The 24,687-nt window shown below is 65.5% G+C and carries 25 protein-coding genes and 1 pseudogene; 3 read left to right on the top strand and 23 right to left on the bottom strand.

The genetic code is table 11. The features are described 5' to 3' along the window. Positions 1 to 131: 131 nt before the first annotated feature. Both ACIA48_RS11110 and ACIA48_RS11105 read right to left on the bottom strand, forming a co-directional pair. On the bottom strand, positions 132 to 1,244 hold the full coding sequence (locus tag ACIA48_RS11110) for a hypothetical protein (RefSeq protein ID WP_396730629.1): 1,113 nt from the start codon (positions 1,242 to 1,244) through the stop codon (positions 132 to 134). Further along, complete coding sequence (locus ACIA48_RS11105) at positions 1,244 to 2,377, bottom strand: phosphotransferase family protein (RefSeq protein ID WP_396730627.1); 1,134 nt, start codon at positions 2,375 to 2,377, stop codon at positions 1,244 to 1,246. The genes ACIA48_RS11110 and ACIA48_RS11105 overlap by 1 nt, the downstream gene beginning before the upstream one ends. 44 nt (positions 2,378 to 2,421) lie before the next feature. Between ACIA48_RS11105 and ACIA48_RS11100 the strand changes: the two genes are divergently transcribed. Beyond that, the gene (locus ACIA48_RS11100; protein ID WP_396730625.1) at positions 2,422 to 3,024 is read left to right on the top strand and encodes a TetR/AcrR family transcriptional regulator; all 603 of its coding nucleotides are present in this window, start codon (positions 2,422 to 2,424) and stop codon (positions 3,022 to 3,024) included. After that, positions 3,021 to 3,713, top strand: a complete 693-nt coding sequence (locus ACIA48_RS11095; RefSeq protein ID WP_396730623.1) for a PIG-L deacetylase family protein — start codon at positions 3,021 to 3,023, stop codon at positions 3,711 to 3,713. Before ACIA48_RS11100 ends, ACIA48_RS11095 begins: the two co-directional genes overlap by 4 nt. Before the next feature lie 3 nt (positions 3,714 to 3,716). Here the strand turns inward: ACIA48_RS11095 and ACIA48_RS11090 are convergent, their stop codons facing one another. From ACIA48_RS11090 to ACIA48_RS11005, 18 genes and pseudogenes are all read right to left on the bottom strand, one after another. Continuing rightward, on the bottom strand, positions 3,717 to 4,484 hold the full coding sequence (locus ACIA48_RS11090) for an enoyl-CoA hydratase (RefSeq protein WP_396730621.1): 768 nt from the start codon (positions 4,482 to 4,484) through the stop codon (positions 3,717 to 3,719). Between the two features lie 9 nt (positions 4,485 to 4,493). Beyond that, positions 4,494 to 6,071, bottom strand: a complete 1,578-nt coding sequence (gene nuoN, locus ACIA48_RS11085; protein WP_396730619.1) for an NADH-quinone oxidoreductase subunit NuoN — start codon at positions 6,069 to 6,071, stop codon at positions 4,494 to 4,496. Then, complete coding sequence (locus ACIA48_RS11080) at positions 6,068 to 7,636, bottom strand: NADH-quinone oxidoreductase subunit M (protein ID WP_396730617.1); 1,569 nt, start codon at positions 7,634 to 7,636, stop codon at positions 6,068 to 6,070. Before ACIA48_RS11080 ends, nuoN begins: the two co-directional genes overlap by 4 nt. After that, positions 7,630 to 9,510 carry an NADH-quinone oxidoreductase subunit L gene (gene nuoL / locus ACIA48_RS11075; RefSeq protein ID WP_396730615.1) on the bottom strand — a complete coding sequence of 627 codons (1,881 nt, stop codon included), beginning with the start codon at positions 9,508 to 9,510 and terminating at the stop codon, positions 7,630 to 7,632. Before nuoL ends, ACIA48_RS11080 begins: the two co-directional genes overlap by 7 nt. A gap of 6 nt (positions 9,511 to 9,516) precedes the next feature. Continuing rightward, positions 9,517 to 9,816, bottom strand: coding sequence for an NADH-quinone oxidoreductase subunit NuoK (gene nuoK, locus ACIA48_RS11070; RefSeq protein WP_396730613.1), 300 nt, complete (start codon positions 9,814 to 9,816; stop codon positions 9,517 to 9,519). Further along, complete coding sequence (locus ACIA48_RS11065) at positions 9,813 to 10,583, bottom strand: NADH-quinone oxidoreductase subunit J (protein ID WP_396730611.1); 771 nt, start codon at positions 10,581 to 10,583, stop codon at positions 9,813 to 9,815. Before ACIA48_RS11065 ends, nuoK begins: the two co-directional genes overlap by 4 nt. Beyond that, positions 10,580 to 11,116: pseudogene (nuoI, locus tag ACIA48_RS11060) on the bottom strand (NADH-quinone oxidoreductase subunit NuoI); the annotation flags it as partial. The gene ACIA48_RS11065 and the pseudogene nuoI, both read right to left, overlap by 4 nt. Next, complete coding sequence (gene nuoH, locus ACIA48_RS11055) at positions 11,097 to 12,347, bottom strand: NADH-quinone oxidoreductase subunit NuoH (RefSeq protein WP_396730609.1); 1,251 nt, start codon at positions 12,345 to 12,347, stop codon at positions 11,097 to 11,099. The pseudogene nuoI and the gene nuoH, both read right to left, overlap by 20 nt. After that, positions 12,344 to 14,731, bottom strand: coding sequence for an NADH-quinone oxidoreductase subunit G (locus ACIA48_RS11050; RefSeq protein WP_396730607.1), 2,388 nt, complete (start codon positions 14,729 to 14,731; stop codon positions 12,344 to 12,346). The genes nuoH and ACIA48_RS11050 overlap by 4 nt, the downstream gene beginning before the upstream one ends. Beyond that, positions 14,732 to 16,048 carry an NADH-quinone oxidoreductase subunit NuoF gene (gene nuoF / locus ACIA48_RS11045; protein WP_396730605.1) on the bottom strand — a complete coding sequence of 439 codons (1,317 nt, stop codon included), beginning with the start codon at positions 16,046 to 16,048 and terminating at the stop codon, positions 14,732 to 14,734. It lies immediately after the preceding gene. Further along, positions 16,045 to 16,914 (bottom strand): NADH-quinone oxidoreductase subunit NuoE, encoded by an 870-nt coding sequence (gene nuoE / locus ACIA48_RS11040; RefSeq protein ID WP_396730603.1) that lies wholly within the window; start codon positions 16,912 to 16,914, stop codon positions 16,045 to 16,047. The genes nuoF and nuoE overlap by 4 nt, the downstream gene beginning before the upstream one ends. Then, a complete protein-coding gene (gene nuoD, locus ACIA48_RS11035) occupies positions 16,911 to 18,242 on the bottom strand; it encodes an NADH dehydrogenase (quinone) subunit D (RefSeq protein ID WP_396730601.1) in 1,332 nt (443 codons plus the stop codon). Before nuoD ends, nuoE begins: the two co-directional genes overlap by 4 nt. Further along, a complete protein-coding gene (locus ACIA48_RS11030) occupies positions 18,242 to 18,949 on the bottom strand; it encodes an NADH-quinone oxidoreductase subunit C (protein ID WP_396730599.1) in 708 nt (235 codons plus the stop codon). Before ACIA48_RS11030 ends, nuoD begins: the two co-directional genes overlap by 1 nt. Next, on the bottom strand, positions 18,946 to 19,500 hold the full coding sequence (locus ACIA48_RS11025; protein ID WP_014208709.1) for an NADH-quinone oxidoreductase subunit B family protein: 555 nt from the start codon (positions 19,498 to 19,500) through the stop codon (positions 18,946 to 18,948). Before ACIA48_RS11025 ends, ACIA48_RS11030 begins: the two co-directional genes overlap by 4 nt. Next, entirely contained in the window at positions 19,491 to 19,862 is a 372-nt protein-coding gene (locus ACIA48_RS11020) for an NADH-quinone oxidoreductase subunit A (RefSeq protein ID WP_396730597.1), read from the bottom strand. Before ACIA48_RS11020 ends, ACIA48_RS11025 begins: the two co-directional genes overlap by 10 nt. A 164-nt stretch (positions 19,863 to 20,026) precedes the next feature. Beyond that, positions 20,027 to 20,425: a hypothetical protein gene (locus ACIA48_RS11015; protein WP_396730596.1), complete on the bottom strand. Its 399-nt coding sequence runs from the start codon at positions 20,423 to 20,425 to the stop codon at positions 20,027 to 20,029. Positions 20,426 to 20,441: 16 nt separating this feature from the next. Then, positions 20,442 to 20,975 carry a YceI family protein gene (locus ACIA48_RS11010; RefSeq protein WP_396730594.1) on the bottom strand — a complete coding sequence of 178 codons (534 nt, stop codon included), beginning with the start codon at positions 20,973 to 20,975 and terminating at the stop codon, positions 20,442 to 20,444. 11 nt (positions 20,976 to 20,986) lie between these two features. Beyond that, entirely contained in the window at positions 20,987 to 21,385 is a 399-nt protein-coding gene (locus ACIA48_RS11005; protein WP_396730592.1) for a nuclear transport factor 2 family protein, read from the bottom strand. A 50-nt stretch (positions 21,386 to 21,435) separates the two neighbouring features. Between ACIA48_RS11005 and ACIA48_RS11000 the strand changes: the two genes are divergently transcribed. Then, positions 21,436 to 22,065 carry a class I SAM-dependent methyltransferase gene (locus ACIA48_RS11000; RefSeq protein ID WP_396730590.1) on the top strand — a complete coding sequence of 210 codons (630 nt, stop codon included), beginning with the start codon at positions 21,436 to 21,438 and terminating at the stop codon, positions 22,063 to 22,065. A gap of 52 nt (positions 22,066 to 22,117) precedes the next feature. On the opposite strand, the gene ACIA48_RS10995 is transcribed toward ACIA48_RS11000, so the two are convergent. Genes ACIA48_RS10995 through ACIA48_RS10985 form a run of 3 tightly spaced genes read right to left on the bottom strand, consistent with a single transcriptional unit; the run spans position 22,118 to position 24,668 of the window. After that, positions 22,118 to 22,477 (bottom strand): DUF6285 domain-containing protein, encoded by a 360-nt coding sequence (locus tag ACIA48_RS10995; RefSeq protein WP_396730588.1) that lies wholly within the window; start codon positions 22,475 to 22,477, stop codon positions 22,118 to 22,120. Beyond that, positions 22,474 to 23,433: a phosphotransferase family protein gene (locus ACIA48_RS10990; protein WP_396730587.1), complete on the bottom strand. Its 960-nt coding sequence runs from the start codon at positions 23,431 to 23,433 to the stop codon at positions 22,474 to 22,476. The genes ACIA48_RS10995 and ACIA48_RS10990 overlap by 4 nt, the downstream gene beginning before the upstream one ends. After that, positions 23,430 to 24,668 carry an acyl-CoA dehydrogenase family protein gene (locus ACIA48_RS10985; RefSeq protein ID WP_396730585.1) on the bottom strand — a complete coding sequence of 413 codons (1,239 nt, stop codon included), beginning with the start codon at positions 24,666 to 24,668 and terminating at the stop codon, positions 23,430 to 23,432. Before ACIA48_RS10985 ends, ACIA48_RS10990 begins: the two co-directional genes overlap by 4 nt. Between the last annotated feature and the right edge of the window lie 19 nt (positions 24,669 to 24,687).

Below are 24,687 nucleotides of genomic sequence, written 5' to 3'. Positions count from 1 at the left end.
CTTCTGGGCCATGAACCATCCTGCTCACGGCCCTACTTAGGTGTCAGCGATGTCCCGAGACATCAACCTGTCAGCGATGTCCCCGAACAGAACAGCGCGCTGGGCGCGGTCAGCACTCCACAAATCACTAGTTAGGGGGCGACGGTGAGCCAGTCGGCGAAGCCCGACGGGTCGTGCCGGCCGAGCGCACCGTGCTCGAACAGGCCCCAGCCCTCGACGGACTTGCCGTTCTCGGTGCACACGGCACGGCCGACGTGGTCGATGACGCCGAAGCCGGCGCGGCCGACGATCGCCGGGTCGGTCATGTCGTAGGTCAAGCGCTCGGTGAACTTGTCGCCCTTCCACATACCGTGCAGCCAGTCGGAGTCGCCGCCGTAGCCGCCGCCGACGTGGATCGGCACCGGCAGCTTGGACTCGACTTCAAACTGGAGTAGTGCACCGTCCTGCGCGGTGGCCTCGATGGTCGCACCGGTGGGGATACGCGTGCCCGAGGTGTAGTGGATCTTGACCCGCGGCCAGCCCAGTTGCTCCACGCGCCCGTCGCGCCAGATACGCGTGACGTCGTTGAGGCTGCGGAACCCGTTGGGCTCCTCCTGGATGATCAGGCAGATCGCGAAGTCGTCGAACGCCATCGGCACGTACAGCCACCACATGCCCTCGAACGGCGGATGCGCGGGTCGGCCCGCGGGTTCGGCCTCACCGATCGGCCGGATACCCCAGGATCGGTCACGGCTTCCGATCCACACGTTGGGATCGACCTTGATCTCCTCGCCGTCGATCGAGATCGTCCCGGCCCAACTGCCGACCTGGGCGAACCGTTGTGCATCCAACGTCACGCGCGTCCCCGACCGAAGCACGTGGCGCTGCTCTTGGATGACATCGAACAGCCCGTCCCAGGTGAGGTCGGCAGCGATGCCTTCGGTCTCCTCGAGGATGATCCGAAGCTTGTGCAGCGGCTCGGTGACTTCGACGCGGTAGCCCAGCACGTGCTGGTTCAGCCGGTCGGAGTCGATGCCGTCACTCAGGTGTACCGCGGTCTGACTGTCGCCGCGGCGTACCAGGAAGAACGCGTCCTTGACCCCGAGGTTGGGGTAGTAGCCGAGGCCGGTGATCACGAAGATGTCGCCGGTGCGGTCGTGGGCGTTGAAGTAGGAGCGGTCGTAGAAGTTGCGGTCTGACGCGCCCGGCCACGAGATGGGTTGAGGGATCTGGTGAATGGGAAATTCGTCGGTGGGGCCGAGCATCAGGCGTCATCTCCAATGATTCGTTTGAGTACAGAGGCGTGGTAGAACAGCGATTCGATGTCGTCGGGGGCTTCCATCTCGCCGAAGCGGACCCGGCGTGCGGTGGTCCGCATGAAGACGCAGCACCAGATCACGCCCGAGTACGCGTAGAACCATGTGAGGTCACCCAACTCGGCCCCGCTGTGTTCGGCGTAGACGGCGCGCACGTCCTCCTCGCGCATGACGTCCGGCAGTCCGGGCAGGCCCGCGAGTCCAGCGAGCTCCTGAAAGACCATGTGGGCGAAAATGATCCACGCGACGTCCATCTCACGCGGACCGAGCGTGGCCATCTCCCAGTCGAGCACGGCGGTCGGCTTGAATCCGTCGTAGAGCACGTTGCCGATGCGGGAGTCGCCCCACACGAGGACGGAGTCGGTGGCGGCGACGTCCTCGGGCCAGTTCGCCTCCAGCCACTCCAGAGAGCGCTCCACCAGGGCTGAGCGGCCGATGTCGGGAACCGCGAACTGGTACCAGGACTTCAGCCAGTTGAAATTGCGCCGCAACGCATTCGGCTCTGACCCGTCGTCGAGAAAGTTGAAGACCTTCTCCGGCTCGGGGATCGCGTGCAGTTTGGCAATCACCTCGACGGTGCTGTCCTGCAGTTCGCGCTGGCTCTCCAGTGGCGCATCGGCAAACCAGTTGCCGCCGAACGTATACGGCATCACGTCGGGCGGCACGCGCCCGTCGACGTAATCCATCAGGAAGAACTGTGTGCCGAGCACCGAGCCGGTGGCCTCCAGCCAGCGCACCGGCGGGACCGGTACATCGGTCTTCTCGCCGACGATGCGGATGACGTCGAACTGATGGTCCATCCGGTACGACGAGAACACCGGCACGTCCTGCTCGGCAGGGGCGACCCGCGCGACGAACTTCTGCTCTCGCCGTTCGCCTTCCTCGTCCCAGCGGGCGGTCAGGATGATGGTTTCCGACGACATCCCGTTGGAGTCCACACCACTTTCCACGGTGATCTCCGGGACGGTCCCGCCGGGCATCACCGTCGACAGCCACTGCGACATCACCTCGGGCAGTGCAGTGAGGTCTCGGCTGGAGTGTTCTAGACGGCTGATGTCTTCGACAGCCGGTTCGCTTGGCATGGACTGTTCCTTCGGCCGGTAATTACGATACGATCGGTAGCGATATGAAATCAGACGCGTCGGTCGTTGACAAGACCCCAGGTGCCGGGCGGCCCCGGGATCCACGCATCGACGCTGCCATTCTGCGCGCAACGGCCGAACTGCTCGTGGAAATCGGCTATTCCAACCTCACGATGGCCGCCGTCGCCGAGCGGGCGGGCACCACCAAGACGGCGTTGTACCGGCGCTGGTCCAGCAAGGCGGAGTTGGTGCACGAGGCGGCGTTTCCCGCGGCGCCGACCGCGATCGAGACGCCGCCCGGTGACATCAAGGCCGACATCCGCGCGATGATCGACGCGGCTAGGGAGGTGTTCACGAGCCCTCTGGTCCGTGCAGCGCTGCCCGGACTGATCTCCGACATGGTGGCCGACGCCGAACTCAACGCCCGTGTCAGGGAGCGCTTCACAGGCGCGTACGCCGCTGTTGGCATACGACTGGCTGATGCTGTCGCGCGCGGCGAGGTACATGCCGACATCGACCCGGACCGGCTCGTCGAGGTGATCGGCGGCGCCACTCTGCTGCGGATGCTGTTGTGGCCCGACGAACCGCTCGGCGCCGACTGGGTTGACCAGACCACCGCCATCGTCGTCCACGGTGTGGTCGCATGACAGGCGTGACCGAGATTCGACCGTTTCCTTCCGATTGGAACAGCGCACTGGTTCTGGTCCCGCATCCCGACGACCCCGAGTACGGGGTGGCCGCCGCGGTGGCCAAGTGGACGGCGGCCGGCAAGACCGTGCGGTACGCGCTGGCGTGCCGAGGCGAAGTCGGCATCGAAGGGATGGCGCCAGCAGAAGCCGGCCCGCTGCGCGAACGTGAGCAGCGCCGATCGGCCGCGATCGTCGGCGTGGACCATGTGGAATTCTGGGACTTCCCCGACAGCAATATCTTCAACACCCCCGAGCTGCGGGCGAAGATCGCCGAAGTCATCAGCGTGCTGGCGCCAGATGTCGTGATCACGTTGTACAGCGGCCCGGAATGGGCGCCTGGTGCGCCCAATCAGCGAGACCACATCGAGTTTTCGAATGCCGTTGCGGGAGCCGTGGATTCGCTCGATGTGCCACCCACGTGGTTCTTTGAATGCGGTCCCCGGGGGACGCACGGTGAGACCGTCGACGACAGGTTTGTTGAACTCGCGATCGAGGCGCTCTCCGCACACGACGTTTATCTCACTGTTCTGGACCCGGAAACGCCCGTCGCGGTGCAGGCTCGCGTGCAGATCGAACGTGGAACCCAGCCCCATCCAGCTTTCGAGGGTCAGCACACCGTCGAGTTCATCCTCAAACGTGCCCGGTAGGCGTCAGCGGTCTATCTGACCCTTGTTGCGGTCGGTCACCGCACGGAAACGATCACCAAGGCCATCGAAATCACGGTCCTGCGCGAACGCGATCCTCGCCTCGGCCGCCAGCGCAGGGTCGATGACAGCGGAAGCCCCCGTTGTGTAAATCTCCTTGAGCCCCAGCATGGTTGGACCGGGAACTTCCGCGATCTGCGACGCGAGTTCGAGCGCGCGGTCCAGCAGGCGGTCGTGGGCGACGACCTCGGTCACCAGACCGATGCGCTCGGCCCGCGCCGCGTCGACGACTTCGCCGGTCATCGAAAGGCGCCTGGCCATCCCGAGGCCGACGAGCCGGGGCAGTCGTGCGGTCATTCCGCCACCGGGCAGGATGCCGACCCGGGCGTGCGTGTCGGCGAACACCGCGCGCTCCGACGCGATGAGAAAGTCGCAGCCGAGCGCCATTTCGAGGCCGCCGGTGAACACCGCACCGTTGATGGCGGCGATGATCGGGGTGCGCATCTTGCCGGTGGCCGCGATGCAGTCGTGGGACTTGAACTCCGCGAAGTACTCTGCGCCGTTGCGCTGCGCTTCTTTCAGGTCGACGCCCGCGCAGAACGCCGGATCGGTGCCCGTGAGGACGACGGCGCGCACCGATTCGTCGGCGTCGGCCTCGGTCAGGGCGGTGTAGATCGCACGGATCAGGTCGCGGCTCAACGCATTCCGTGCCTCGGGGCGGTTGAGCGTCAGGACGCGGACTGCCCCGTGATCGGCGATGAGGACGAACGACATACGACGAAGCTAGCGCAGGAACTGGTTGGCGGTGTTCGCGAGGTCCAGCAGCGGCTGCGGCAGCGCGCCGAGTGCGAACGTGACGGCCGCGGTGACCGTGACGACGGCGGTGCTCAGCACGCTGGGTACGACGACGGTCGGCGCATCCTCGGGCGGGTCGGTGAAGAACATCAACACGATGACCCGCACATAGAAGTACGCGGCGACGGCGTTGGCGAGTACGCCCACGATGACCAGCGGTATCGCGCCACCTTCGCCCGCGGCCTTGAAGACCGCGAACTTGCTGACGAACCCGCTCGTCAACGGGATACCCGCGAAGGCCAGCAGGAACAGCGAGAACACCACCGCCACTACGGGATACCGCCTGCCGAGTCCGGCCCAGCGCGCCATCGCGGTGTCCTCTTCACCCGCCGCATTGCGGACCAGGCTCACCACCGCGAAGGCGCCCACAGTGCTGAACCCGTAGGCGAACAGATAGAACAGGGTCGACGACAGTCCGGCCTCGTTCTCGGCGATCACACCGGTGAGTATGAACCCGGTGTGCGCCACCGCCGAGTACGCCAGCATGCGCTTCACGTCGATCTGCGTGATCGCGGTGACCGTGCCGACGACCATTGTCAGGATTGCGATCGCCCATAGCACCGGCCGCCAGTCGTCGCGCAGTTCGGGCAGCGCGACGTAGAACACTCGCAGCATCGCGCCGAAGGCGGCGATCTTGGTGGCGGCTGCCATGAACGCGGTGACCGGCGTCGGGGCGCCCTGATACACGTCGGGAATCCACGAGTGGAACGGCACCGCCCCGACCTTGAACAGCACACCCACCAACAGCAGTCCGGTGCCGATCAGGGCCAGCGACGTCTTCCCGGACCCGGCGGCGACGACTGCGGCGATCTCACGGAGATCCAGCGTTCCGGAGTAGCCGTACAGCATCGCGGCGCCGAACAGGAAGAACGCCGACGAAAAGGCGCCGAGCAGAAAGTATTTGAGCGCGGCCTCCTGCGAGAGCAGCCGGTGCCGACGGGCGAGGCCGCACAGCAGGTACAGGGGCAGCGACAGCACCTCGAGCGCGATGAACATCGTCAGGAGGTCGTCGGCGGCAGGGAAGAGCAGCATGCCGCCGATGGCGAACATCGTCAGCGGGAAGACCTCGGTCTGGATCACCCCGGCCTTGGTGGCGAGTTGCTCGGCCACCGACCCGGGAATCGCCGACGCCTGCGGTGTGAACCCGTCCAGCCCGCGAGCTTCCTTGCCGCCCTCCGCTTCTGTGCCGATCTGACGTTCGGCGATGAGCAGGATGCCCAATACCCCGACGAGCAGGAGGGTGGCCTGAAGGAACAGCGCAGGCTTGTCGATGACGACGGCACCCATGATCGCGGAGTGGCCGATCGTGCCGTGCAGATCCCGCGCGAGCATCACGACGGCGACAAACGCTGCGATCAGACCGCCGAGGGCCAGTACGAGCTGAGCGGCGTACCTGCTCTGCCGCGGCAGAAACGCCTCGACGAGGACGCCGAGGATGGCGACGCCGAACACGATCAGCATCGGGGACAGCAGGTCGTATTCGACGACGGGCGTAGGCAGATTCATCGCGTCGGCCCTTCTGCGAACTGAGGAACCGGATCAGGTTGATCGATGGTGGTCAAGGTGTGGGTGACCGCCGGGTTGATCACGTCCAGTGCGGGTTTGGGGTACACGCCCAACACGATCAGCAACGCGATGAGCGGTGCGATGACGAGAATTTCGCGGGGGACGAGATCTCGGAGCTTGTCGTTGCCGTCCTTGACCGGGCCGGTCATCATCCGCTGGTACATCCACAGGATGTAGACGGCGGACAGCACCAGCGCGGTCGACGCGAACACCGCGAACACCGGGTAGCGGGTGAATGTGCCGACCAGGACCAGGAATTCGCTGATGAACGGTGCCAGGCCCGGTAGCGAGAGTGTCGCGAGGCCGGACACCAGGAAGGTGCCGGCCAGGATCGGTGCGACCTTCTGCACCCCGCCATAGGACTCGATGAGGCGACTGCCTCTGCGCGACACCAGGAATCCCGCGATCAGGAACAGCGCGGCCGTCGACAGGCCGTGGTTGACCATGTACAGCGTCGAACCGGATTGGCCCTGGCTGGTCATCACGAAGATGCCGAGAATGATGAAGCCGAAGTGGGAGATCGACGTGTAGGCGATCAGGCGCATCACATCGGTCTGGCCGATCGCGACGATGGCTCCGTAGACGATGCCGATCACGGCGAGCGTGATGATCATCGGCCGGAAATACGTTGCCGAGTCGGGGAACAACTGCAGGCAGTACCGGAGCATGCCGAACGTGCCGACCTTGTCCATGATCGCCATCATCAGCACCGCGCTGGCGGGGGTGGCCTCGACGGCGGCGTCGGGCAGCCAACGGTGGAAGGGCCACAGCGGCGCCTTGACCGCGAACGCGAACATGAAGCCGAGGAAGAGCAGGTTCATCACGGCCGGATTGACGACGAACTCGCCGCTGGACACGGCTTCGACGATCAGGCGGAAGTCGAACGTGCCCGCCTCGAACGCATCACTGCCCGCGGTCACGACGTACAGGCCGATCACCGCGGCGAGCATGACCAGACCGCCGAAGAGGTTGTACAGCAGGAACTTCACCGCTGCCTTGGAACGTCCCTCACCGCCGAAGCCGCCGATGAGGAAGTACATCGGGATCAGCATCGCCTCGAAGAACACGTAGAACAGCAGGATGTCCAGCGAGACGAGCGACATGATGACCATGCCCTCGACGGCCAGCGTCAGCGCGAAGTACGCGTGCGTCGAACGGCCGCCCCACGCGGCCTCGTCGCTGACGTCGTTCCAGCCCGCGATCAGCAGCAGCGGTACCAATACCGCGGTGAGCGCGACGATCGCCAGCGCGATGCCGTCCAGCCCGAGGATGTAGCCGGTGCCGAATGACGGTATCCACTTGTGGGATTCGACGAACTGGTACTGGTCACCGGCGGGATCGAAGTTGACCGCGAGCAGCACCGTGATCGCCAGCACCACGACCGAGACGACGAGCGCCAGCCACTTGGGGGCTGCGCGCAGCGATGCGGGCAGCAGGATCACGATCGCGGCGCCGACCATCGGCACCACCCACAAAACCGTCAACCACGGGAATGAGGTCACCACAGCTGCACCGCCAGGATCGCGCCGACGACGAGTAAGGCGCCGGCCAACATCGACAACGCGTAGGAGCGGGCGTACCCGGTCTGCAGTTGCCTCAGACCGGAAGATGAGCGGGACACCAAGGCCGCCAAGCCTGTTCCCGCGCCGTCCACTGCCTCATCGTCGATTTCGACCAACCCCTTGGCAACCAGCTGACCCGGCCGCATGAACAGCTCTTCGTTGAGCGCATCACCGTAGAGGTCCTTGCGGGCCGCGACGGTGAGTGCGGAACCGACGGGCACCTCGACAGGAATCTCACGCGTGCCGTACATGCGGTAGGCGATGACAATGCCGACAGCGACGACGCCCAGGATTACGGTGGTGACGACCCAGACCGGTGCGACGTGGTGGATCTCATGGGCGCCGACGACTGGTTCCAGCCAGTGTTCCAGCGTGCCGCCGATCGCGAACGCGGCACCCGAACCCACAGAGCCGATGGCCAGCAGGATCATCGGCCAGGTCATGACCTTCGGCGACTCATGCGGATGGGTATCAGGCGCCCAACGCTTTTCGCCGAAGAACGTCATCAGCATCACGCGGGTCATATAGAACGCGGTGATGCCTGCGCCCAGAATCGCAGCGCCGCCGAGGATGTAGCCTTTGACGCCGCCCGCGCCGAGCGCGGCCTCGATGATGCCGTCCTTGGAGAAGAAGCCGGCCAGCGGCGGCACGCCGATGATCGCGAGATAACCGAGGCCGAACGTCGCGAAGGTGATCGGCAAGGCTTTGCGCAGACCGCCGTAGCGGCGCATGTTGACCTCGTCGTTCATCCCGTGCATCACCGAACCGGCGCCGAGGAACAGGCCTGCCTTGAAGAAGCCGTGGGTGAGCAGGTGCATGATCGCGAACGCGTAGCCGGCGGGGCCGAGGCCCGCCGCCAGCACCATGTAGCCGATCTGCGACATCGTCGACGCGGCAAGCGCTTTCTTGATGTCGTCCTTGGCGCAGCCGACGATCGCGCCGAACAGCAGTGTCACCGCGCCGACGATCACGACGCCCAGCTGCGCATTCGGTGCCAGGTCGAAGACCGGGCCGGACCGCACGATCAGGTAGACACCCGCGGTGACCATCGTCGCGGCGTGGATGAGCGCCGACACCGGCGTCGGGCCCTCCATCGCGTCGCCGAGCCAGGACTGCAGGGGCACCTGCGCGGATTTACCGCACGCGGCCAGCAGGAGCAGCAGACCGATGGCGGTCAGCACACCCTCGCTGACATCGGGGGCAGCCGCGAAGACGCCTTCGAAGGAGATCGAGCCGATATAGGCGAACATCACCATCAGCGCGACGGCCAGCCCGATGTCGCCGACACGGTTGACGACGAAGGCCTTCTTCGCCGCGGTCGCCGCTGACGGCTTGTGCTGCCAGAACCCGATCAGCAGGTACGACGCGAGACCCACACCCTCCCATCCGACGTAGAGGCCCAGGTAGTTGTCGGCGAGCACCAACAGCAGCATCGCGGACAGGAACAGGTTGAGGTAGGCGAAAAAGCGCCGCCGCTCAGGGTCTTCGGCCATGTAGCCGATGGAGTAGATGTGGATCAGGGAGCCGACGCCGGTGATCAGCAGCACGAAGCACATCGACAGCTGGTCGAGGTGCAGACCGAAATCGACCTGCAGGCTCGCCACCGGTACCCAGCTGAACAGCGACTCGTGAACCGTGCGCTGTTCGGGTTCGCGACCGAGCATGTCGGTGAACAACATTGCGCCGACAACGAACGAGCCGAGCGAGGCTGCAGTGCCCAGCAGGTGGCCCCAGCCGTTCGTGCGCCGTCCGCCCAACAGAAGTATCGTCGCGCCCGCCAGCGGCAGGGCGATAGTGAGCCACACTGGAATCGTCATCGCGCCTTAGTGTTTCAGCAGACTGGCGTCGTCGACCGAGGCCGAACGGCGGGTGCGGAAGATCGTCATGATGATGGCCAACCCGATCACCACCTCACAGGCGGCGACCACCATGGTGAAGAAGGCCACCATCTGGCCATCGAGGTGACCGTGCATGCGTGAGAACGTCACGAAGGCCAGGTTGCAGGCGTTGAGCATCAGCTCGACGCACATGAACATGATGATGGCGTTGCGGCGCAACAACACACCGGCAGCGCCGATCGTGAACAACAGCGCGGACAGATACAGGTAGTTGTCGGGGTTCACTTCTTGTCACCACCGCCGTTGCTCTGATCCACCGTCCGCTTCTGCAGCAGTGCGCTGACAGACAGTTCGGATGCCGATCCGTCGGGAAGGCGGGCGGCCATGTCGACGGCGTTGTTGCGGGCATACACACCGGGGTTGGGCAGCGTCGTCGGGTGCCCGCCCGGCTGAAAACGCTCCTGAGCAAGTTCGCGTTGAGTCTTACGCCGTTCGAAGCGTTCGCGGTGCGCCAGCACCATCGCGCCGAGGGCGGCGGTGATCAGCAGCGCGCCGGTGAGCTCGAAGGCCCACAGGTACTCGGTGAAGATGAGGGCAGCGAGGCCCTGAACGTTGCCGCCGGCATTCGCTTCGGCGAGGCCGACGAATCCGCCCACCGAGACGCTGCCGATGCCGGCGATGAGCATGATGCCGAAGCCCAGGCCGACGACGATCGCCGCAATGCGTTGTCCCCGAATCGTTTCGACCAGCGACTCGGAGGTGTCGACGCCGATGAGCATGAGCACGAACAGGAAGAGCATCATCACGGCGCCGGTGTAGACCACGATCTGCACGACGCCGAGAAACAGTGCGTCCTGTGCGATGTAGAAGACCGCGAGCACGATCATCGTGGTGGCCAGGAACATGGCCGAGTACACCGCTTTCGGTGCGGCGACCACGCCGATCGCACCGGCGATCGCGACGGTGCCGAGCACCCAGAACAGCACCGCTTCGGTGGTGGAGGTGTGGCCGGCGACGTCGGCGGCCACAGATGCGAGGAACTCCAATGTCACGTGGCGTCCTCGGTGACCGGCTTGATGTTGCCGCGGTAGTAGTCCTCGTCGGTGCTGCCAGGTGCCATCGGATGAGGCGGGGGAAGCATGCCGGACTTCAACGGGGCGAGGAGTTTGTCCTTGCCCCAGATCAAGTCGGCGCGGTTGTCGTCGGCCATCTCGTACTCGTTGGTCATCGTCAGCGCTCGGGTCGGGCACGCCTCGATGCACAGGCCGCAGCCGATGCAGCGCAGATAGTTGATCTGGTAGACGCGGCCGTAACGCTCACCGGGGGAGAACCGTTCGTCCTCCTTGTTGTCCGCGCCTTCGACGAAGATGGCGTCGGCCGGGCAGGCCCACGCGCACAACTCGCAGCCGATGCACTTCTCCAGCCCGTCGTCGTAGCGGTTGAGTTGGTGCCGTCCGTGGTAGCGCTTCGCGACGGGGCCCGGCTTCTCCGGGTACTCCTCGGTGATGCGCTTCTTGAACATCGTGGAAAACGTGACCCCGAAACCCGCGATCGCGTCGAGGAACTTAGGCATGCGTCTTCTCCTTTGAAGCCATGTCCTTCTTGGGTAGCGGCGGCACCGGGAACGTGCCCGGCTCCGTCTCCGGCTCTGGAATCTTCCGAATGTTTCTGGCGCGCACCGTTCTCCACAGTGCGAACAGCACCAGCAGGCCGACAACGACGGCCACCGTGATCAACCCGGTGGTGAGTTGGTCGTAGCCCTGGTTGCGCAGGCTGCGCGCCGACGACACGATCACGATCCAGGCCAGCGAGACGGGAATCAGAACCTTCCAGCCCAGCGCCATGAACTGGTCGTAGCGCATGCGGGGCAGCGTTCCGCGCAGCCAGAAGAAGATGAACATGAAGCCCCACACCTTGGCCACGAACCACAGCAGCGGCCACCAACCGGTGTTGGCGCCGTCCCACATGTTGATCGGCCACGGGGCATGCCAGCCGCCGAAGAACAGCGTGGTTGCCAGTGCCGACACCGTGAACATGTTGACGTACTCGGCGAGCATGAACATCGCGAACTTGATCGACGAGTACTCGGTGTGGAATCCGCCGACGAGCTCACCCTCTGCCTCGGGCAGATCGAAAGGGGCCCGGTTGGTTTCGCCGACCATCGAGACGAGGTAGATGATGAACGACGGGAGCAGCGGGAATATGAACCAGAGGCCCGCCTGCGACGCGACGATGCCCGACGTCGACATCGTGCCCGCGTAGATGAAGACGGCCGCGAAGGACAGCGCCATCGCGATCTCGTAGGAGATCACCTGGGCGCTGGACCGCAGCCCGCCCAGCAGCGGGTAGGTGGACCCGGATGCCCAGCCCGCCAACACGATTCCGTACACCCCGATCGACGTGGCGGCCAGGACGAACAACACCGCGACGGGCATATCGGTCAGCTGAAGGGCGGTCCGGTGGCCGAAGATCGACACCTCGCCGCCCATCGGGATCACCGAGAACGCGATGAACGCGGGTACCACCGAGATGACCGGCGCCGCCAGGTAGATGAACTTGTCCACGCCGGCGGGAATGAGGCCCTCCTTGAGGGCCAGCTTCACGCCATCGACCAGCGATTGCAGCAGGCCCCACGGCCCGACACGGTTGGGGCCGGGCCGCATCTGCATGTAGCCGAGGATCTTGCGTTCCATCAGGATCGCAACGAGCAGCGACAGCATGAGGAATGCGAAGATGGCGACGGCCTTGATGACGATCAGCCACCAGGGGTCGTGCCCGAAGAGTGTGGGGTCGGGGTAGGTGACGTTCGGAGTCATAGCGAGGCCCGTCCGATCGAGACGACAGTTCCCGTGGTGACGGCGAGCTGCCGGTACACCGCCGATTGGGGCGAGTTCATCGGCAGCCATACGGTGCCGTCGGGCATGTCGGTGATCAGCAGGGGCAGGGTGACCTCACCGCGTTCGGTGCGCACGGTCACCAGATCGTCGTCCGCGGCATCGATTTCGGCTGCGGTGGCCGCAGACATCCGGGTGACGGGTTGTTTGGCGGTGCCCGCGAGGTGCAGTTCACCGTCCTGCAGGCGTCCGTCGTCGAGCAGCATGCGCCAGCCGGCCAGGACCGCCTGGCCCTTGCCGGGCTTCTCGGGGTGCGACGACGGCACTGTGGGTGCGCTCGTCCGCTGGCCCGCCCACAGTCCGAGCTGCGCCATCTCCTCGCCTGCGACGAGTGCCGTCGGCATGTTGAGGTCGACCCCCAGTTCGTCGGCCAGGAACCCCAGCACACGCCGGTCGGGCGTCGCGTTGGTTTGCAGCGCAGGCTCGAACGGGCGAATCCGGCCCTCCCAGTTGACGAATGCACCGCCTTTCTCGACGACGGGCGCGACCGGGAAGACCACGTCGGCGCGTTCGGTGATGGCACTCTCGCGCAGCTCGAGGCTCACCACGAACGGCGCCGCATCGATCGCCGCGAGGGCCGCGTCCGGGTCGGGCAGGTCGGCCAACTCCACGCCGCCGACCAGTAGCGCGCCCAACTCGCCCTTGCGGGCCGCGTCGAGTATGCCCGCTGTGTCGCGGCCAGGAGTGGTCGGCAGCTCACCGACATGCCATCCCGCAGCCGCCTGCTCGCGCGCCGCGGTATCGCTGACCGGTCGGCCACCGGGCAGCAGTCCGGGCAGCGCACCTGCTTCCAGCGCGCCGCGCTCACCGGCTCGCCGCGGTATCCACGCCAGTCGGGCACCGGTCGCGGCCGCCAATCTGCCTGCGGCGGAAAGCGCTCCGGGAGAGGTGGCCAAGCGCTCGCCGACCACGATGACCGCACCGGGCAGCTTCAGCTGGGCGTCATCGGCGAGCGCATCGAGCGCCGCGCCTTCACCGCCGGGCACCGTCGCGATCAGTTCGCCGCGCAACTTGCCCAGCGATCGGGTGGCGAACGCGGCGATCGACTTCACCTGAAGTCCGTGCTTGCGGACGGCTTTACGCAGCCGCAGGAACACAATCGGTGCTTCCTCTTCGGGCTCCAGCCCGGCGAGCAGCACCGCGGGGGCCTTCTCGAGGTCGGTGTAGGTCACCGTCATCGGCTGGCCCGCGATATGTGCGGCGAGGAACTCCGCCTCCTCCTCGCTGTGGGCGCGGGCTCGGAAGTCGATGTCGTTGGTGTCGAGCACCATTCGGGCGAACTTCGAGTACGCATAGGCGTCCTCGACGGTCAACCGTCCGCCGACCAGCACGCCGGCGTTGCCGCGCGCCGCGCCCAGCCCCTCGCATGCCACGCTGATGGCCTCCGACCACGACGCTGGTCGCAGCTCACCGTCCTCGCGAACGAGGGGAGTGGTGACGCGATCGCCCTGGGTCGCGTAGGTGAACGCCCACCGTCCCTTGTCGCAATTCCATTCCTCGTTGACCTCCGGGTCGTCACCGGCCAACCGGCGCAAGACCTTTCCGCGGCGGTGATCCGTGCGCTCCGCGCAGCCACCCGCGCAGTGTTCGCACACGCTGGGGCTGGATACCAGGTCGAACGGCCGGGCGCGGAAGCGATAGGCGGCGCCGGTGAGCGCACCGACCGGGCAGATCTGCACGGTGTTACCGGAGTAATACGACTGGAACGGCTCGCCGGGCGCGATACCGACCTGTTGCAGCGCACCACGTTCGAGCAGATCGATGAACGGGTCACCGGCGATCTGCTCGGAGAACCGGGTGCAACGCGCACACAGCACGCAGCGTTCGCGGTCGAGCAGCACCTCCGACGAGATGTTGATCGGCTTGGGGAAGGTGCGTTTGACGTCCTCGAACCGGGTTTCGGGGCGGCCGTTGGACATCGCCTGGTTCTGCAGCGGGCACTCGCCGCCTTTGTCGCACACCGGGCAGTCGAGTGGATGGTTGATCAGCAGGAGTTCCATCACGCCCTGCTGCGCCTTGTCCGCGGACTCCGACGTCAGCTGCGTCTTCACGACCATGTCGGGTGTGCACGTGATGGTGCACGAGGCCATGGGCTTGCGCTGCCCCTCGACCTCGACCAGGCACTGCCGGCAGGCGCCCACCGGGTCGAGCAGCGGATGATCGCAGAACCTCGGGATCTGGATGCCGATCAGCTCGGCGGCCCGAATCACCAAGGTGCCTTTGGGCACACTGACCTCCACACCGTCGATGGTGAGATCCACCATTTCGACGGGCGGGGCGTCGTGGGTCGGTTCGGTCACGGTCATCTAGACCCCCACCCCTTCCGTTGCCATGAGAGCCGAGGCGTGCGGGTCGAACGGGCAGCCGCCGGACAGGTGCTGGTAGTACTCGTCGCGGAAGAACTTGATCGACGACAGGATCGGTGCGGCGGCGCCGTCGCCCAACGCGCAGAACGACTTTCCGTTGATGTTGTCGGCGATGTCGAGCAGCTTCTCGATGTCGGCCTCGGTGCCCGTACCGTTCTCCAGCCGGGCGTAGATCTGCGCCAGCCAGTACGTGCCTTCCCGGCACGGTGTGCATTTGCCGCACGATTCGTGCGCGTAGAACTGCGTCCAGCGGCGTACCGCACGGACGACGCAGGTGGTTTCGTCGAAGACCTGCAGGGCCTTGGTGCCCAGCATCGTTCCGACACCTGCCATGCCTTCGTAATCCAGTGGTACGTCGAGGTGTTCGTCGGTCAGCAGCGGTGTAGAGGAACCGCCTGGCGTCCAGAACTTCAGGCTGTGCCCGGCGCGGATGCCCCCGGCGTAGTCGAGCAGTTCGCGCATCGTGATGCCCAGCGGAGCTTCGTACTGACCAGGGGTGGTGACGTGACCGGACAGTGAGTACAGCGTGAAGCCCGGGGATTTCTCGGTGCCCATCGACCGGAACCAGTCCACACCGTTGAGTAGCACGGGTGGCACGCTGGCGATGGATTCGACGTTGTTGACCACTGTCGGTGAGGCGTAGAGACCGGCGACGGCCGGAAACGGCGGGCGAAGGCGCGGCTGCCCGCGACGGCCCTCCAGGGAGTCCAGCAGCGCGGTCTCCTCGCCGCAGATGTACGCGCCCGCCCCGGCGTGCACGATCAGCTCCAGATCGAAGCCCGACCCGAGGATGTCGTTGCCCAGGTAGCCGGCCTCGTAGGCCTCGGCTACCGCGGCCTGCAGCCGCCGCAGGACCGGCAGCACCTCGCCGCGGACATAGATGAACGCGTGGTGCGCCCGGATCGCGTACGCCGCGATGATGACACCCTCCACCAGGAAGTGCGGGGTGGTCAGCATCAGCGGAATGTCTTTGCACGTACCGGGTTCGGACTCGTCGGCGTTGACGACGAGGTAATGCGGCTTGGCGCCGGCACCGGTGTCGTCCTGCGGGATGAACGACCACTTGGTCCCCGTCGGGAAGCCCGCGCCACCACGTCCGCGCAGGCCGGAATCCTTGATGGTGGCGATGAGGTCGTCTGGATCCATCTTGAGCGCTTTGTCCAACGCCTGGTAGCCGTCATGGCGGCGGTACGTCTCCATTGACCAGGGTTGCGGCTCGTCCCAGAACCGGCTCAAGACCGGAGTCAGTGGTGTCATGTCTTCGATTCCGTTGCGTCCGGGTCGGTTTCGGGCTCGTTGGGCTTGGCCGGTACGTCGGCGGACGGTGCGGGTGCGGCCTGGTCCTTGATCGCTTCCTTCGCGACTTTCTCGTCGTCGGGGCCGCTGTGGGAGTCGGTCACCGCGTCGACGGCAGGTGCTTCCATGCCGCGTTCCTTGGCGATCCGCAGCCCGGCGAGGGTGGCGTCCCCGGTCGGCGTCTGCGCGGCGGCGGCCTCTGGATCAGGCAGGCCGGCAAGGACTCTCGCAGTCTCCTTGAACGTGCACAGCGGTGCGCCGCGCGTCGGGATAGGAGGGTTACCCTCCCGCAATCCGTCGACGAGGTCGCGGGCCGATGACGGTGTCTGGTTGTCGAAGAACTCCCAGTTGACCATCACGACCGGTGCGTAGTCGCAGGCGGCGTTGCACTCGACGTGCTCGAGGGTGACCCGGCCATCCTCGGTCGTCTCGCCGGCGTGGACGCCCAGATAGTCTTCCAGCGCTTCGAGAATCGCGTCGCCGCCCATGATCGCGCACAGTGTGTTGGTGCAGACGCCGACCAGGTATTCACCGGTCGGCGTCCGGCGGTACATCGAGTAGAAGGTGGCCACCGCGGTGACTTCGGCGTCGGTCAGCCCCAACTGCTTGGCGCAGAACGCGATTCCCGCGGGTGTCAGGCATCCGTCTTCCGATTGGACGAGGTGCAGCAGGGGCAACAAGGCCGAACGGCTCTGCGGATAGCGGGCGATGACCGTCTCCGCGTCTGCCGTCAGGCGTGCGGCCACCTCCGCCGGATACGTCTTGGTGCCGTGGATCGGTGGGCCTGGCTCATCGGGCCGCTGACCGAGCTCGAGGAACACCGTCACCTGTCCACGCCTCCCATCACAGGGTCGATCGACGCCACCGCGGTGATCGCATCGGCGACCATGCCGCCCTCGCACATCGCCGCCACCGCCTGCAGGTTGTTGAACGACGGGTCCCGGTAGTGCACGCGGTAGGGCCGAGTGCCACCGTCGGAGACCATGTGCACGCCGAGCTCTCCGCGCGGCGACTCGATCGCCACATAAACCTGGCCGGCAGGCACGCGGATGCCTTCGGTGACGAGCTTGAAGTGGTGGATCAGCCCCTCCATCGAATGGCCCATGATCTTCGCGATGTGTTCGGGGGAGTTGCCGAGCCCGTCGGGCCCGAGCTTCAGGTCGGCGGGCCATGCCAGTTTCTTGTCCTGGATCATCACGGGTCCGGGATTCGGCACGTCGAGCCGGTCGACGCACTGCTGGATGATCTTCAACGACTCGTGCATCTCTTTGACCCTGATCAGGTAGCGGCCGTAGGAGTCGCACGCGTCGTCGGTGATCACATCGAAGTCGTAGGTCTCGTACCCGCAGTAGGGCTGCGACTTGCGCAGGTCGTGCGGCAGACCCGTGGAGCGTAGGCAGGGGCCGGTGATGCCCAGCGCCATGCACCCTTCCAGACCCAGATAGCCGATGCCCTGGGTCCGCGCCTTCCAGATGTAGTTCTCGCTGAGCAGATCCTCGAGGTCCTTGAGCCGCTTGGGCATCAGCTCGAGCATGTCGCGGAGCTGCGGAATGGCCTCCTCGGGTAGATCCATCGCCACGCCGCCGGGACGGATGTAGGCGTTGTTCATCCGGAGCCCGGTGATGGTCTCGAAGAGCGACAGGATCTGCTCACGCTCGCGGAACCCGTAGAACATCGCGCCCATGGATCCCAGCTCCATGCCGCCGGTAGCCAGGGCGACCAGGTGGCTGGAGATCCTGTTGAGCTCCATCATCATCACGCGGATGACGCTGGCGCGTTCGGGGATGTCGTCGGTGACGCCGAGCAGCTTCTCCACGCCGAGGCAGTACACCGTCTCGTTGAAAAGCGGTGACAGGTAATCCATTCGGGTGACGAAGGTGACACCTTGGGTCCAAGTGCGGAACTCGAGGTTCTTCTCGATACCGGTGTGCAGATACCCGATGCCGCAACGGATCTCGACGATCGTCTCGCCCTCGATTTCGAGGATCAGGCGCAGCACGCCGTGCGTGGACGGATGCTGCGGGCCCATGTTGACGACGATGCGTTCGCCGGCGTGCGAGGCCGCGCTCTGCTTCGCTGCCTCGACGACCTGGTCCCAGTCCTGTCCGCCGACGACGACAACCGTTTCGGAACCGCCTGATTCGGATGTGCTCATCAGTTGTACGACCTCCGCTGATCGGGCGGCGGGATCTCGGCGCCGTGATACTCGACCGGGATACCGCCCAACGGGTAGTCCTTGCGCTGCGGGTGCCCCACCCAGTCGTCGGGCATTTCGATGCGTGTCAGCGCGGGATGGCCGTCGAAGATGATGCCGAAGAAGTCGTAAGTTTCGCGCTCGTGCCAGTCGACGGTCGGATACACCGCGTACAACGACGGGATGTGGGGGTCCTCGTCGGGCGTGGCGACTTCCACGCGGATGCGACGGTTGTGCGTGATCGACATCAGTGGATACACCGCGTGCAGTTCGCGTGCCTTGTCGTCGGGGTAGTGCACACCGCTGACGCCGAGGCACAGCTCGAACCTCAGCCCGGGATCGTCGCGCAGGGCCTGCGCCACCACGGGCAGCTGTTCGCGCCGAACCTCGAGCGTCAACTCGTCGCGGTAGACCACCACGCGTTCGATCGACGCGGCATACGCGTCCTCACCGAGTACTTCGGCCAGCTTGTCGACGACTTCGTCGAAAAAGCCGCCGTAGGGGCGGGGTGAGCTGCCCGGCAACGCAACGTTGCGTACGAGGCGGCCGTAGCCCGAGGTATCGCCGGAGCCCCTGGCGCCGAACATTCCGCGACGCACCCCGATGACCTCGGGCGGCTCGATGTCGGCCTGCGGACCAGTCTGAGAGCCGTTTGTGTCTTCGGTCACCGCAGCAAACCCTTGAGCTCGATGGTCGGCGTAACCGACAGGGCTGCCTTCTCGGCTTCGCGAATCGCCTCCTCGCGGTGAACGCCGAGTGGCATCTCCTGAATTTTGTCGTGCAGCTTGAGGATTGCGTGGAGCAGCATCTCGGGCCGCGGCGGGCAGCCGGGTAGGTAGATGTCGACCGGTACGACGTGGTCGACGCCTTGCACGATCGCGTAGTTATTGAACATGCCGCCGGAGGAGGCGCACACGCCCATCGCCAGCACCCATTTGGGCTCGGCCATCTGGTCGTAGATCTGGCGCAGCACCGGTGCCATCTTCTGGCTCACCCGACCTGCGACGATCATCAGGTCTGCCTGCCGTGGCGTCGCTGAAAACCGCTCCATGCCGAACCGCGAGATGTCGAACCGCGGACCCGCCGTCGCCATCATCTCGATCGCGCAGCAGGCGAGTCCGAAGGTGGCGGGCCACAGTGAGCCCTTCCGGATGTAGCCGGCGACCTTCTCGACCGTCGACAGCATGATTCCGCCGGGCAGCTTCTCTTCTAGTCCCATGCCAGGCCTCCTCTCCGCCAGACGTACGCGTAGGCGACGAAGACCACCACCATGAAGAGCAGCATCTCTACCAGCGCGAACAGTCCGAGATTGTCGAAAGCGACCGCCCACGGATAGAGGAACACGATCTCGATGTCGAAGATGATGAACAACATCGCGGTCAGGTAGTACTTGATCGGAAACCGCTGGCCGGCGGAGTGGGCACTGGCCAGTTCGGGAACCGGCTCGATGCCGCACTCGTAAGCCTCGAGTTTGGACTGGTTGTAGCGCCTTGGGCCGACCAGCAGAGCAATGCCGACCGAGCCGATCGCGAACGCCGCCGCGACGGCTCCGAGCACCAGTATCGGGGTGTACAAATCCATGCCGAGCAAACGCTCCCTCGTGGGCTGTCGATGTGAGCTTACCCACACCCTAGCTGGCTTAGCGATCAGCGCCACACCTTGGGGTTAGTATGGCTAAGATCACACTTTCGCTATGTAGTCGCGCCTCGAATAGGCATGTGCGACAGCGAGTTTGGTGATTCCAGCTATTGCACGGGTGTGCGCAGAAGCGACACCACGGCGTCGCCCAACCGAATCGGGTCGATCGGATGGGGCACCGCGGCCTCCGCGCGCGACCAACTGGCCAGCCAAGCGTCGTCGGGGCGTCCGGTGAGCACGAGGACCGGCGGGCAGTCGGCGATCTCGTCCTTGAGCTGTTTGGCAATCCCCATGCCGCCCGTAGGCGTGGCCTCGCCGTCGAGGATCACCAGATCGAAGCCGCCCTCATCCATCTGCCGGATGACCATCGGACCGGTGGCGATCTCGACGTACGTCAGCTCCGGCAGATCCGGGTGCACGCGCTTGCCGAGCGCGAGCTGCACCTGCTCTCGTGTCCTGGGATTGTCGCTGTAGACGAGGACCCGAAGCGGTGATGGCTCGACCATGCGCCCGATCGTACGGCTAGGTCGCGCGTCGGAACACGAGGTCGCCGGAGATCGTCACGTTGTCGGTGATCATCCCCATCAGGTTGCCGTCGACTCCGAAGTCCTGACGGTTGATCGTCGCCTGCGTCGCCAGCCGCATTGCGCCATCGCCTACCGGCGTCACCTTCGTCTGCAGCTCGACCGGCTTCGTGGTGCCCTTGATGGTGACGTTCGCACGCAGACCGAGGGTGTCGGCGGTGACCGAATCCGCCGAGCTGACGACCACGCTGATATCCGGGAACTTCTCTGCCTCAAAGAAATCCGCAGAACGCAGGTGATCGTCGCGCTTGCCGATCCCGCTGCGCAGCGAGGCGGCCTTGATGTCGATGCGGCCGGAAACCGTTTGCGGTGCGGTGACTTGGCCTTCGGCGCTGAATTCGGTGAAGCGGACCTTGACGGGCATCACGCCCCAGAGCGACTTGCTCGTCACCGTGACCGCGGATTGGTCGGTGACGGCGGTCCAGGTTCCGGTCGATGTGGGGTCGCTGAAAAACTCGCTGAGGCTTGCCATGTCGTCTCCTGTCAGTTGGACGTATCGAGCAGTGGGGCCATCTCCGCCGGGTCGAAGTACTCGTCGATACGGGTGATCAGCCCGTCGGCACCCACTTTGATCACGATGCACACGCGCATATGGATCGATTTCCCGTTGCGGCTGTTGGCATGCAGGATGTGCTGCTGGACGAAACCGCCGTCGAAGAACTGGCGATCGAGGACCTCGTAGCGGCGCTCGGTCGTCGTATTGATGAACCAGTCGATGATCCGCGCCGCCCGGTCTTTCGCGCTGTCGCGGGTGTCGCCTGAGTGCCAGACCAGCACATCGTCGCTGAACAGCTGCTTCACCGTGACGATGTCGCTGTTGGCGATCGCCCCGAACAGCTGATCGGCGACGTCGACGAGCACACCCGAATCCGCAATGGACATTTCAGACCTCCCTTGACCTAAAGCCCGGTTGAGGTAGAACCCTGGATTTCATGGATTCGACCCCCACCTTCTCCCGATTCGACGATGCCTACAAGTCCAGAACCGCCCCGTGGGTGATCGGCGAGCCGCAGCCCGCGATCGTCGGTGTCGAACGAGCCGGCCTGATCCATGGCACGGTGCTCGACGTCGGCTGCGGGACTGGTGAGCACACGATCCTGCTCACCCGCCTCGGCTACGACGTGCTCGGCGTCGACGCCGCGCCGACGGCCATTGAGCAGGCCCGCGAGAACGCGGCCGCGAAGGGCGTCGATGCTCGTTTCGAGGTCGCCGATGCGATGAACCTCGGCGCCGACCCGCGCTACGACACCATCGTCGACAGCGCGCTGTTCCACATCTTCGACGACACCGACCGCGCCCAATACGTCGCCGGCCTGCATGCCGTGTGCAGGCCGGGAGCGCTGGTGCATGTGCTGGCCTTGTCCGACAAGGGTCGCGGATTCGGGCCCGAAGTCAGCGAGGCGGTGATCCGCGAGGCGTTCGGCGACGGCTGGATGCTGGAGGCGCTCGATGAGACCACCTATCGCGGCGTGGTGCAGCAACCGCACGTCGAAGCCGTCGGCCAGCCGGTCGGGTCGGTGGTCGACGAACCCGCCTGGCTCGCCCGGATCCGCCACCTCTGAGTGATTTGTGGAGTCTGAGCCGCGCTCACCGCGGCTGCCGCTCCACAAATCGCTACTGTGCATAACCGGGGTGGTTGACGTCGAGCCGACGCCGCACGATCGTGCGCAGGCTGGCCAACACGTCGTCGGGCCGGTCGTCCAGTTCACCGGCGCGGATCGCCGTCGCGAGCTCACTTTCGGACGCGTAGCCCAGATCCTCGAGTGCGGCGGCGACGTCGGTCGCAGGCCCGTCGAGCAGCTCGCGTTCGACAATGCGCAATACGTTGGCGGCGACGCGGGCGTGGAAGTTGACCTGCGCAGCATCGGCGGGCTGACCATCGGGCCCGGTGGCGCGGCGCACGTCGTCGCTCAGGAAGTCGGCGACGGCGGCGACCAGTTCGGCCGCGGTCGGCCGTCCGTAGATCCCGCTCATCGTGGGCCACCTCCTGTGAGCAGATCCAGCACGTCCCACTCGGTTTCGGCGACACGGCGGCCGATCGCGGCCAGCTCGACCGAGCGGGTCTGACCCGAAAGGTGTCGTTCTGCCTGGAATCGGCAGATGACACCCCATCGCAGCGTGGCGACGATGAGCCACCACCGGAACACATCGCGATCCAGCTGGGTATCCGCGGCGGCCTCATAGGCGGACAGGAAACTTTCAATGCTGCCGAGTCCACCGGCGCCCAACTCTTCTGGCGTACCGAAACGCCAGGCCCGGATGCAGAACCAGGCCAGGTCCTCGTATACCTCGCCGGTGTACACCAGCTCCCAGTCGAGGACCGCCGCTAGGCCGTTCTCGTCGACGATCAGATTGCCCATCCGGAAGTCGCCGTGGACGAGCACGTGCGGTGACGGCGGGGGGCGATTGGCGGCTAGCCAGCGGAACGCCCACTCGAATGTTGCTGTGGTGTCTCCCATTTCGTCGAGCCGATCCCGCCACTCGCTGAGCTGGTCGGACTCGGTCAGACCCAGACCGGCGGGATCAGCGCGGTGAATGGCGGCCAGCGCCTGCGCGCACTGGCGAAGCAGCCGGTCACGACTTGCGTCGTCGAGCGTGCGGTAGATCCGCCTCACGATCGTCTCGCCAGCGATCGCATTGCAGATCAGATACGGATTGCCCAGTGCGGCAGTCGAATTGTCGGCAGTCAGGATCTGGGGGACAGGTGCGCCGGCGGCGGCAGCGCGCTGTTGCACTGCGGCTTCCAACTCCATGCCCGCGTGCACGTCGTCCGGCGGCCCGGTCCGCAGAATCAATGCTTGCCGCTCAGCAGTGACCGCGTCAAATGCCCACGTCGTCCGGCTCGCACCACCTGTCAGCGCGCGCAGGTTCTCGACGACGACGCCGTCGCCCAGCACCGGGCGGAGCACAGCCTCGAGTTGATCTATCACTTGCGGCCGAATCCGAAGAGCCGCTGCGCGACCCGTCGCATCTGGATTTCCTCCGCTCCCTCGGTGATTCGGTAGCGGCGGTGATGGCGGTAGATGTGTTCCATCGGCTCGTGGCGGCTGTAGCCGATGCCGCCCAGCACCTGCATTGCCCGGTCGGCCGCCTCGCAGACGAGCCGGTTGGCGCGGTAGTTGGCCATCGACACCTTGTCGGAAACCTCCATGTGGTGGTTGCGGTCGAGTTCCGAGGCCGCATACCGCACCAGCAGTCGCACCATCTGAGCCTCGGTGTGCAATTCGACCAGCGGCCACTGCACCGCCTGGTTCACCGACAGCGGTTTGCCGAACACCTTGCGTTCGCCCGCGTAAGCGACGGCGCGGTCGATACAGTGCTGCGCGGCACCCAGGCTGCTAGCAGCCTGCCGAATCCTGTTCTCGTGCAGAAAGGTCTGACCGACCTCGAGGCCGCGGTCCACTTCGCCGAGCACCGCATCGATGGGCACCCGGACGTCCTTCAGCTCGACCTCGCCGTGGTCGGTCGGCATGTTGAACGTCCACCAGTAGTACGGCACCGTGAAGCCCGGCGTATCGGTCGGCACCAGGAACCCGGTGATACCGCGGGCCTGCCCCGGCTCACCGGACGTGCGGGCGAAGACGAGATCGTGGGTGGCGCGATGCACGCCGGTGTTGAACCGCTTGGCGCCGTTGATGATCCACTCGTCACCGTCCTGGACCGCGGTGGTCTCCAGCCAGGTGGCGTCTGACCCGTGGTTGGGTTCGGTCAGCCCGAACGCCATGGACCGCTTACCGGTCAGCATGGCCTCGATCCACTCGGCCTTCTGGGCCTCGGTGCCGAACCGGTCCATCATGATGACCTGCGGGAAGTTACCGACGATCGATGATTCGTCCTGTAGGTCGTTGTGCAGTCCGAGTCCTTTGTGCGCCAGGTGTTCCCGGATGATGGCCATGTCGATGTTGGTACCGTCGCGGCCACCGAACTGCGACGGTAGACCGTAGCGCAGCCAACCGGCCGCGTCGGCCCGCTTACGCATCTCGCCGAGCAGGTCCTCCCATTCCCTTCGCGGGATACCGCCATTCTCCCAGTCGGTGCGGGCGTATTCGCGGCGCTGGTCGAAGTACTGCATGTTCTCGCGTTCCAGCGGCTTGATCTCAGCCTCGATGAACGCATCCATCTCGGCGAGCACACCCGGAAGATGTTCCGGGAGATTGAAATCCACATTGACTCCTTTGACGTCC

The organism is Mycobacterium sp. NPDC051804, from assembly GCF_044452905.1.
Lineage (GTDB): Bacteria > Actinomycetota > Actinomycetes > Mycobacteriales > Mycobacteriaceae > Mycobacterium.
Note: the sequence above shows the minus strand (reverse complement) of the source record. Positions and strands in the feature narration are given on the sequence as shown.

What these genes read in the sequence shown, in the direction of transcription:
- ACIA48_RS11110 (WP_396730629.1), bottom strand. Translation starts at nt 1,244, where the DNA reads ATGCTCGGCCCCACCGACGAATTTCCCATTCACCAGATCCCTCAACCC.
- ACIA48_RS11105 (WP_396730627.1), bottom strand. Translation starts at nt 2,377, where the DNA reads ATGCCAAGCGAACCGGCTGTCGAAGACATCAGCCGTCTAGAACACTCC.
- ACIA48_RS11100 (WP_396730625.1), top strand. Translation starts at nt 2,422, where the DNA reads ATGAAATCAGACGCGTCGGTCGTTGACAAGACCCCAGGTGCCGGGCGG.
- ACIA48_RS11095 (WP_396730623.1), top strand. Translation starts at nt 3,021, where the DNA reads ATGACAGGCGTGACCGAGATTCGACCGTTTCCTTCCGATTGGAACAGC.
- ACIA48_RS11090 (WP_396730621.1), bottom strand. Translation starts at nt 4,484, where the DNA reads ATGTCGTTCGTCCTCATCGCCGATCACGGGGCAGTCCGCGTCCTGACG.
- nuoN (WP_396730619.1), bottom strand. Translation starts at nt 6,071, where the DNA reads ATGAATCTGCCTACGCCCGTCGTCGAATACGACCTGCTGTCCCCGATG.
- nuoL (WP_396730615.1), bottom strand. Translation starts at nt 9,510, where the DNA reads ATGACGATTCCAGTGTGGCTCACTATCGCCCTGCCGCTGGCGGGCGCG.
- nuoH (WP_396730609.1), bottom strand. Translation starts at nt 12,347, where the DNA reads ATGACTCCGAACGTCACCTACCCCGACCCCACACTCTTCGGGCACGAC.
- ACIA48_RS11050 (WP_396730607.1), bottom strand. Translation starts at nt 14,731, where the DNA reads ATGACCGTGACCGAACCGACCCACGACGCCCCGCCCGTCGAAATGGTG.
- nuoF (WP_396730605.1), bottom strand. Translation starts at nt 16,048, where the DNA reads ATGACACCACTGACTCCGGTCTTGAGCCGGTTCTGGGACGAGCCGCAA.
- nuoD (WP_396730601.1), bottom strand. Translation starts at nt 18,242, where the DNA reads ATGAGCACATCCGAATCAGGCGGTTCCGAAACGGTTGTCGTCGTCGGC.
- ACIA48_RS11025 (WP_014208709.1), bottom strand. Translation starts at nt 19,500, where the DNA reads ATGGGACTAGAAGAGAAGCTGCCCGGCGGAATCATGCTGTCGACGGTC.
- ACIA48_RS11020 (WP_396730597.1), bottom strand. Translation starts at nt 19,862, where the DNA reads ATGGATTTGTACACCCCGATACTGGTGCTCGGAGCCGTCGCGGCGGCG.
- ACIA48_RS11015 (WP_396730596.1), bottom strand. Translation starts at nt 20,425, where the DNA reads ATGGTCGAGCCATCACCGCTTCGGGTCCTCGTCTACAGCGACAATCCC.
- ACIA48_RS11010 (WP_396730594.1), bottom strand. Translation starts at nt 20,975, where the DNA reads ATGGCAAGCCTCAGCGAGTTTTTCAGCGACCCCACATCGACCGGAACC.
- ACIA48_RS11005 (WP_396730592.1), bottom strand. Translation starts at nt 21,385, where the DNA reads ATGTCCATTGCGGATTCGGGTGTGCTCGTCGACGTCGCCGATCAGCTG.
- ACIA48_RS11000 (WP_396730590.1), top strand. Translation starts at nt 21,436, where the DNA reads ATGGATTCGACCCCCACCTTCTCCCGATTCGACGATGCCTACAAGTCC.
- ACIA48_RS10995 (WP_396730588.1), bottom strand. Translation starts at nt 22,477, where the DNA reads ATGAGCGGGATCTACGGACGGCCGACCGCGGCCGAACTGGTCGCCGCC.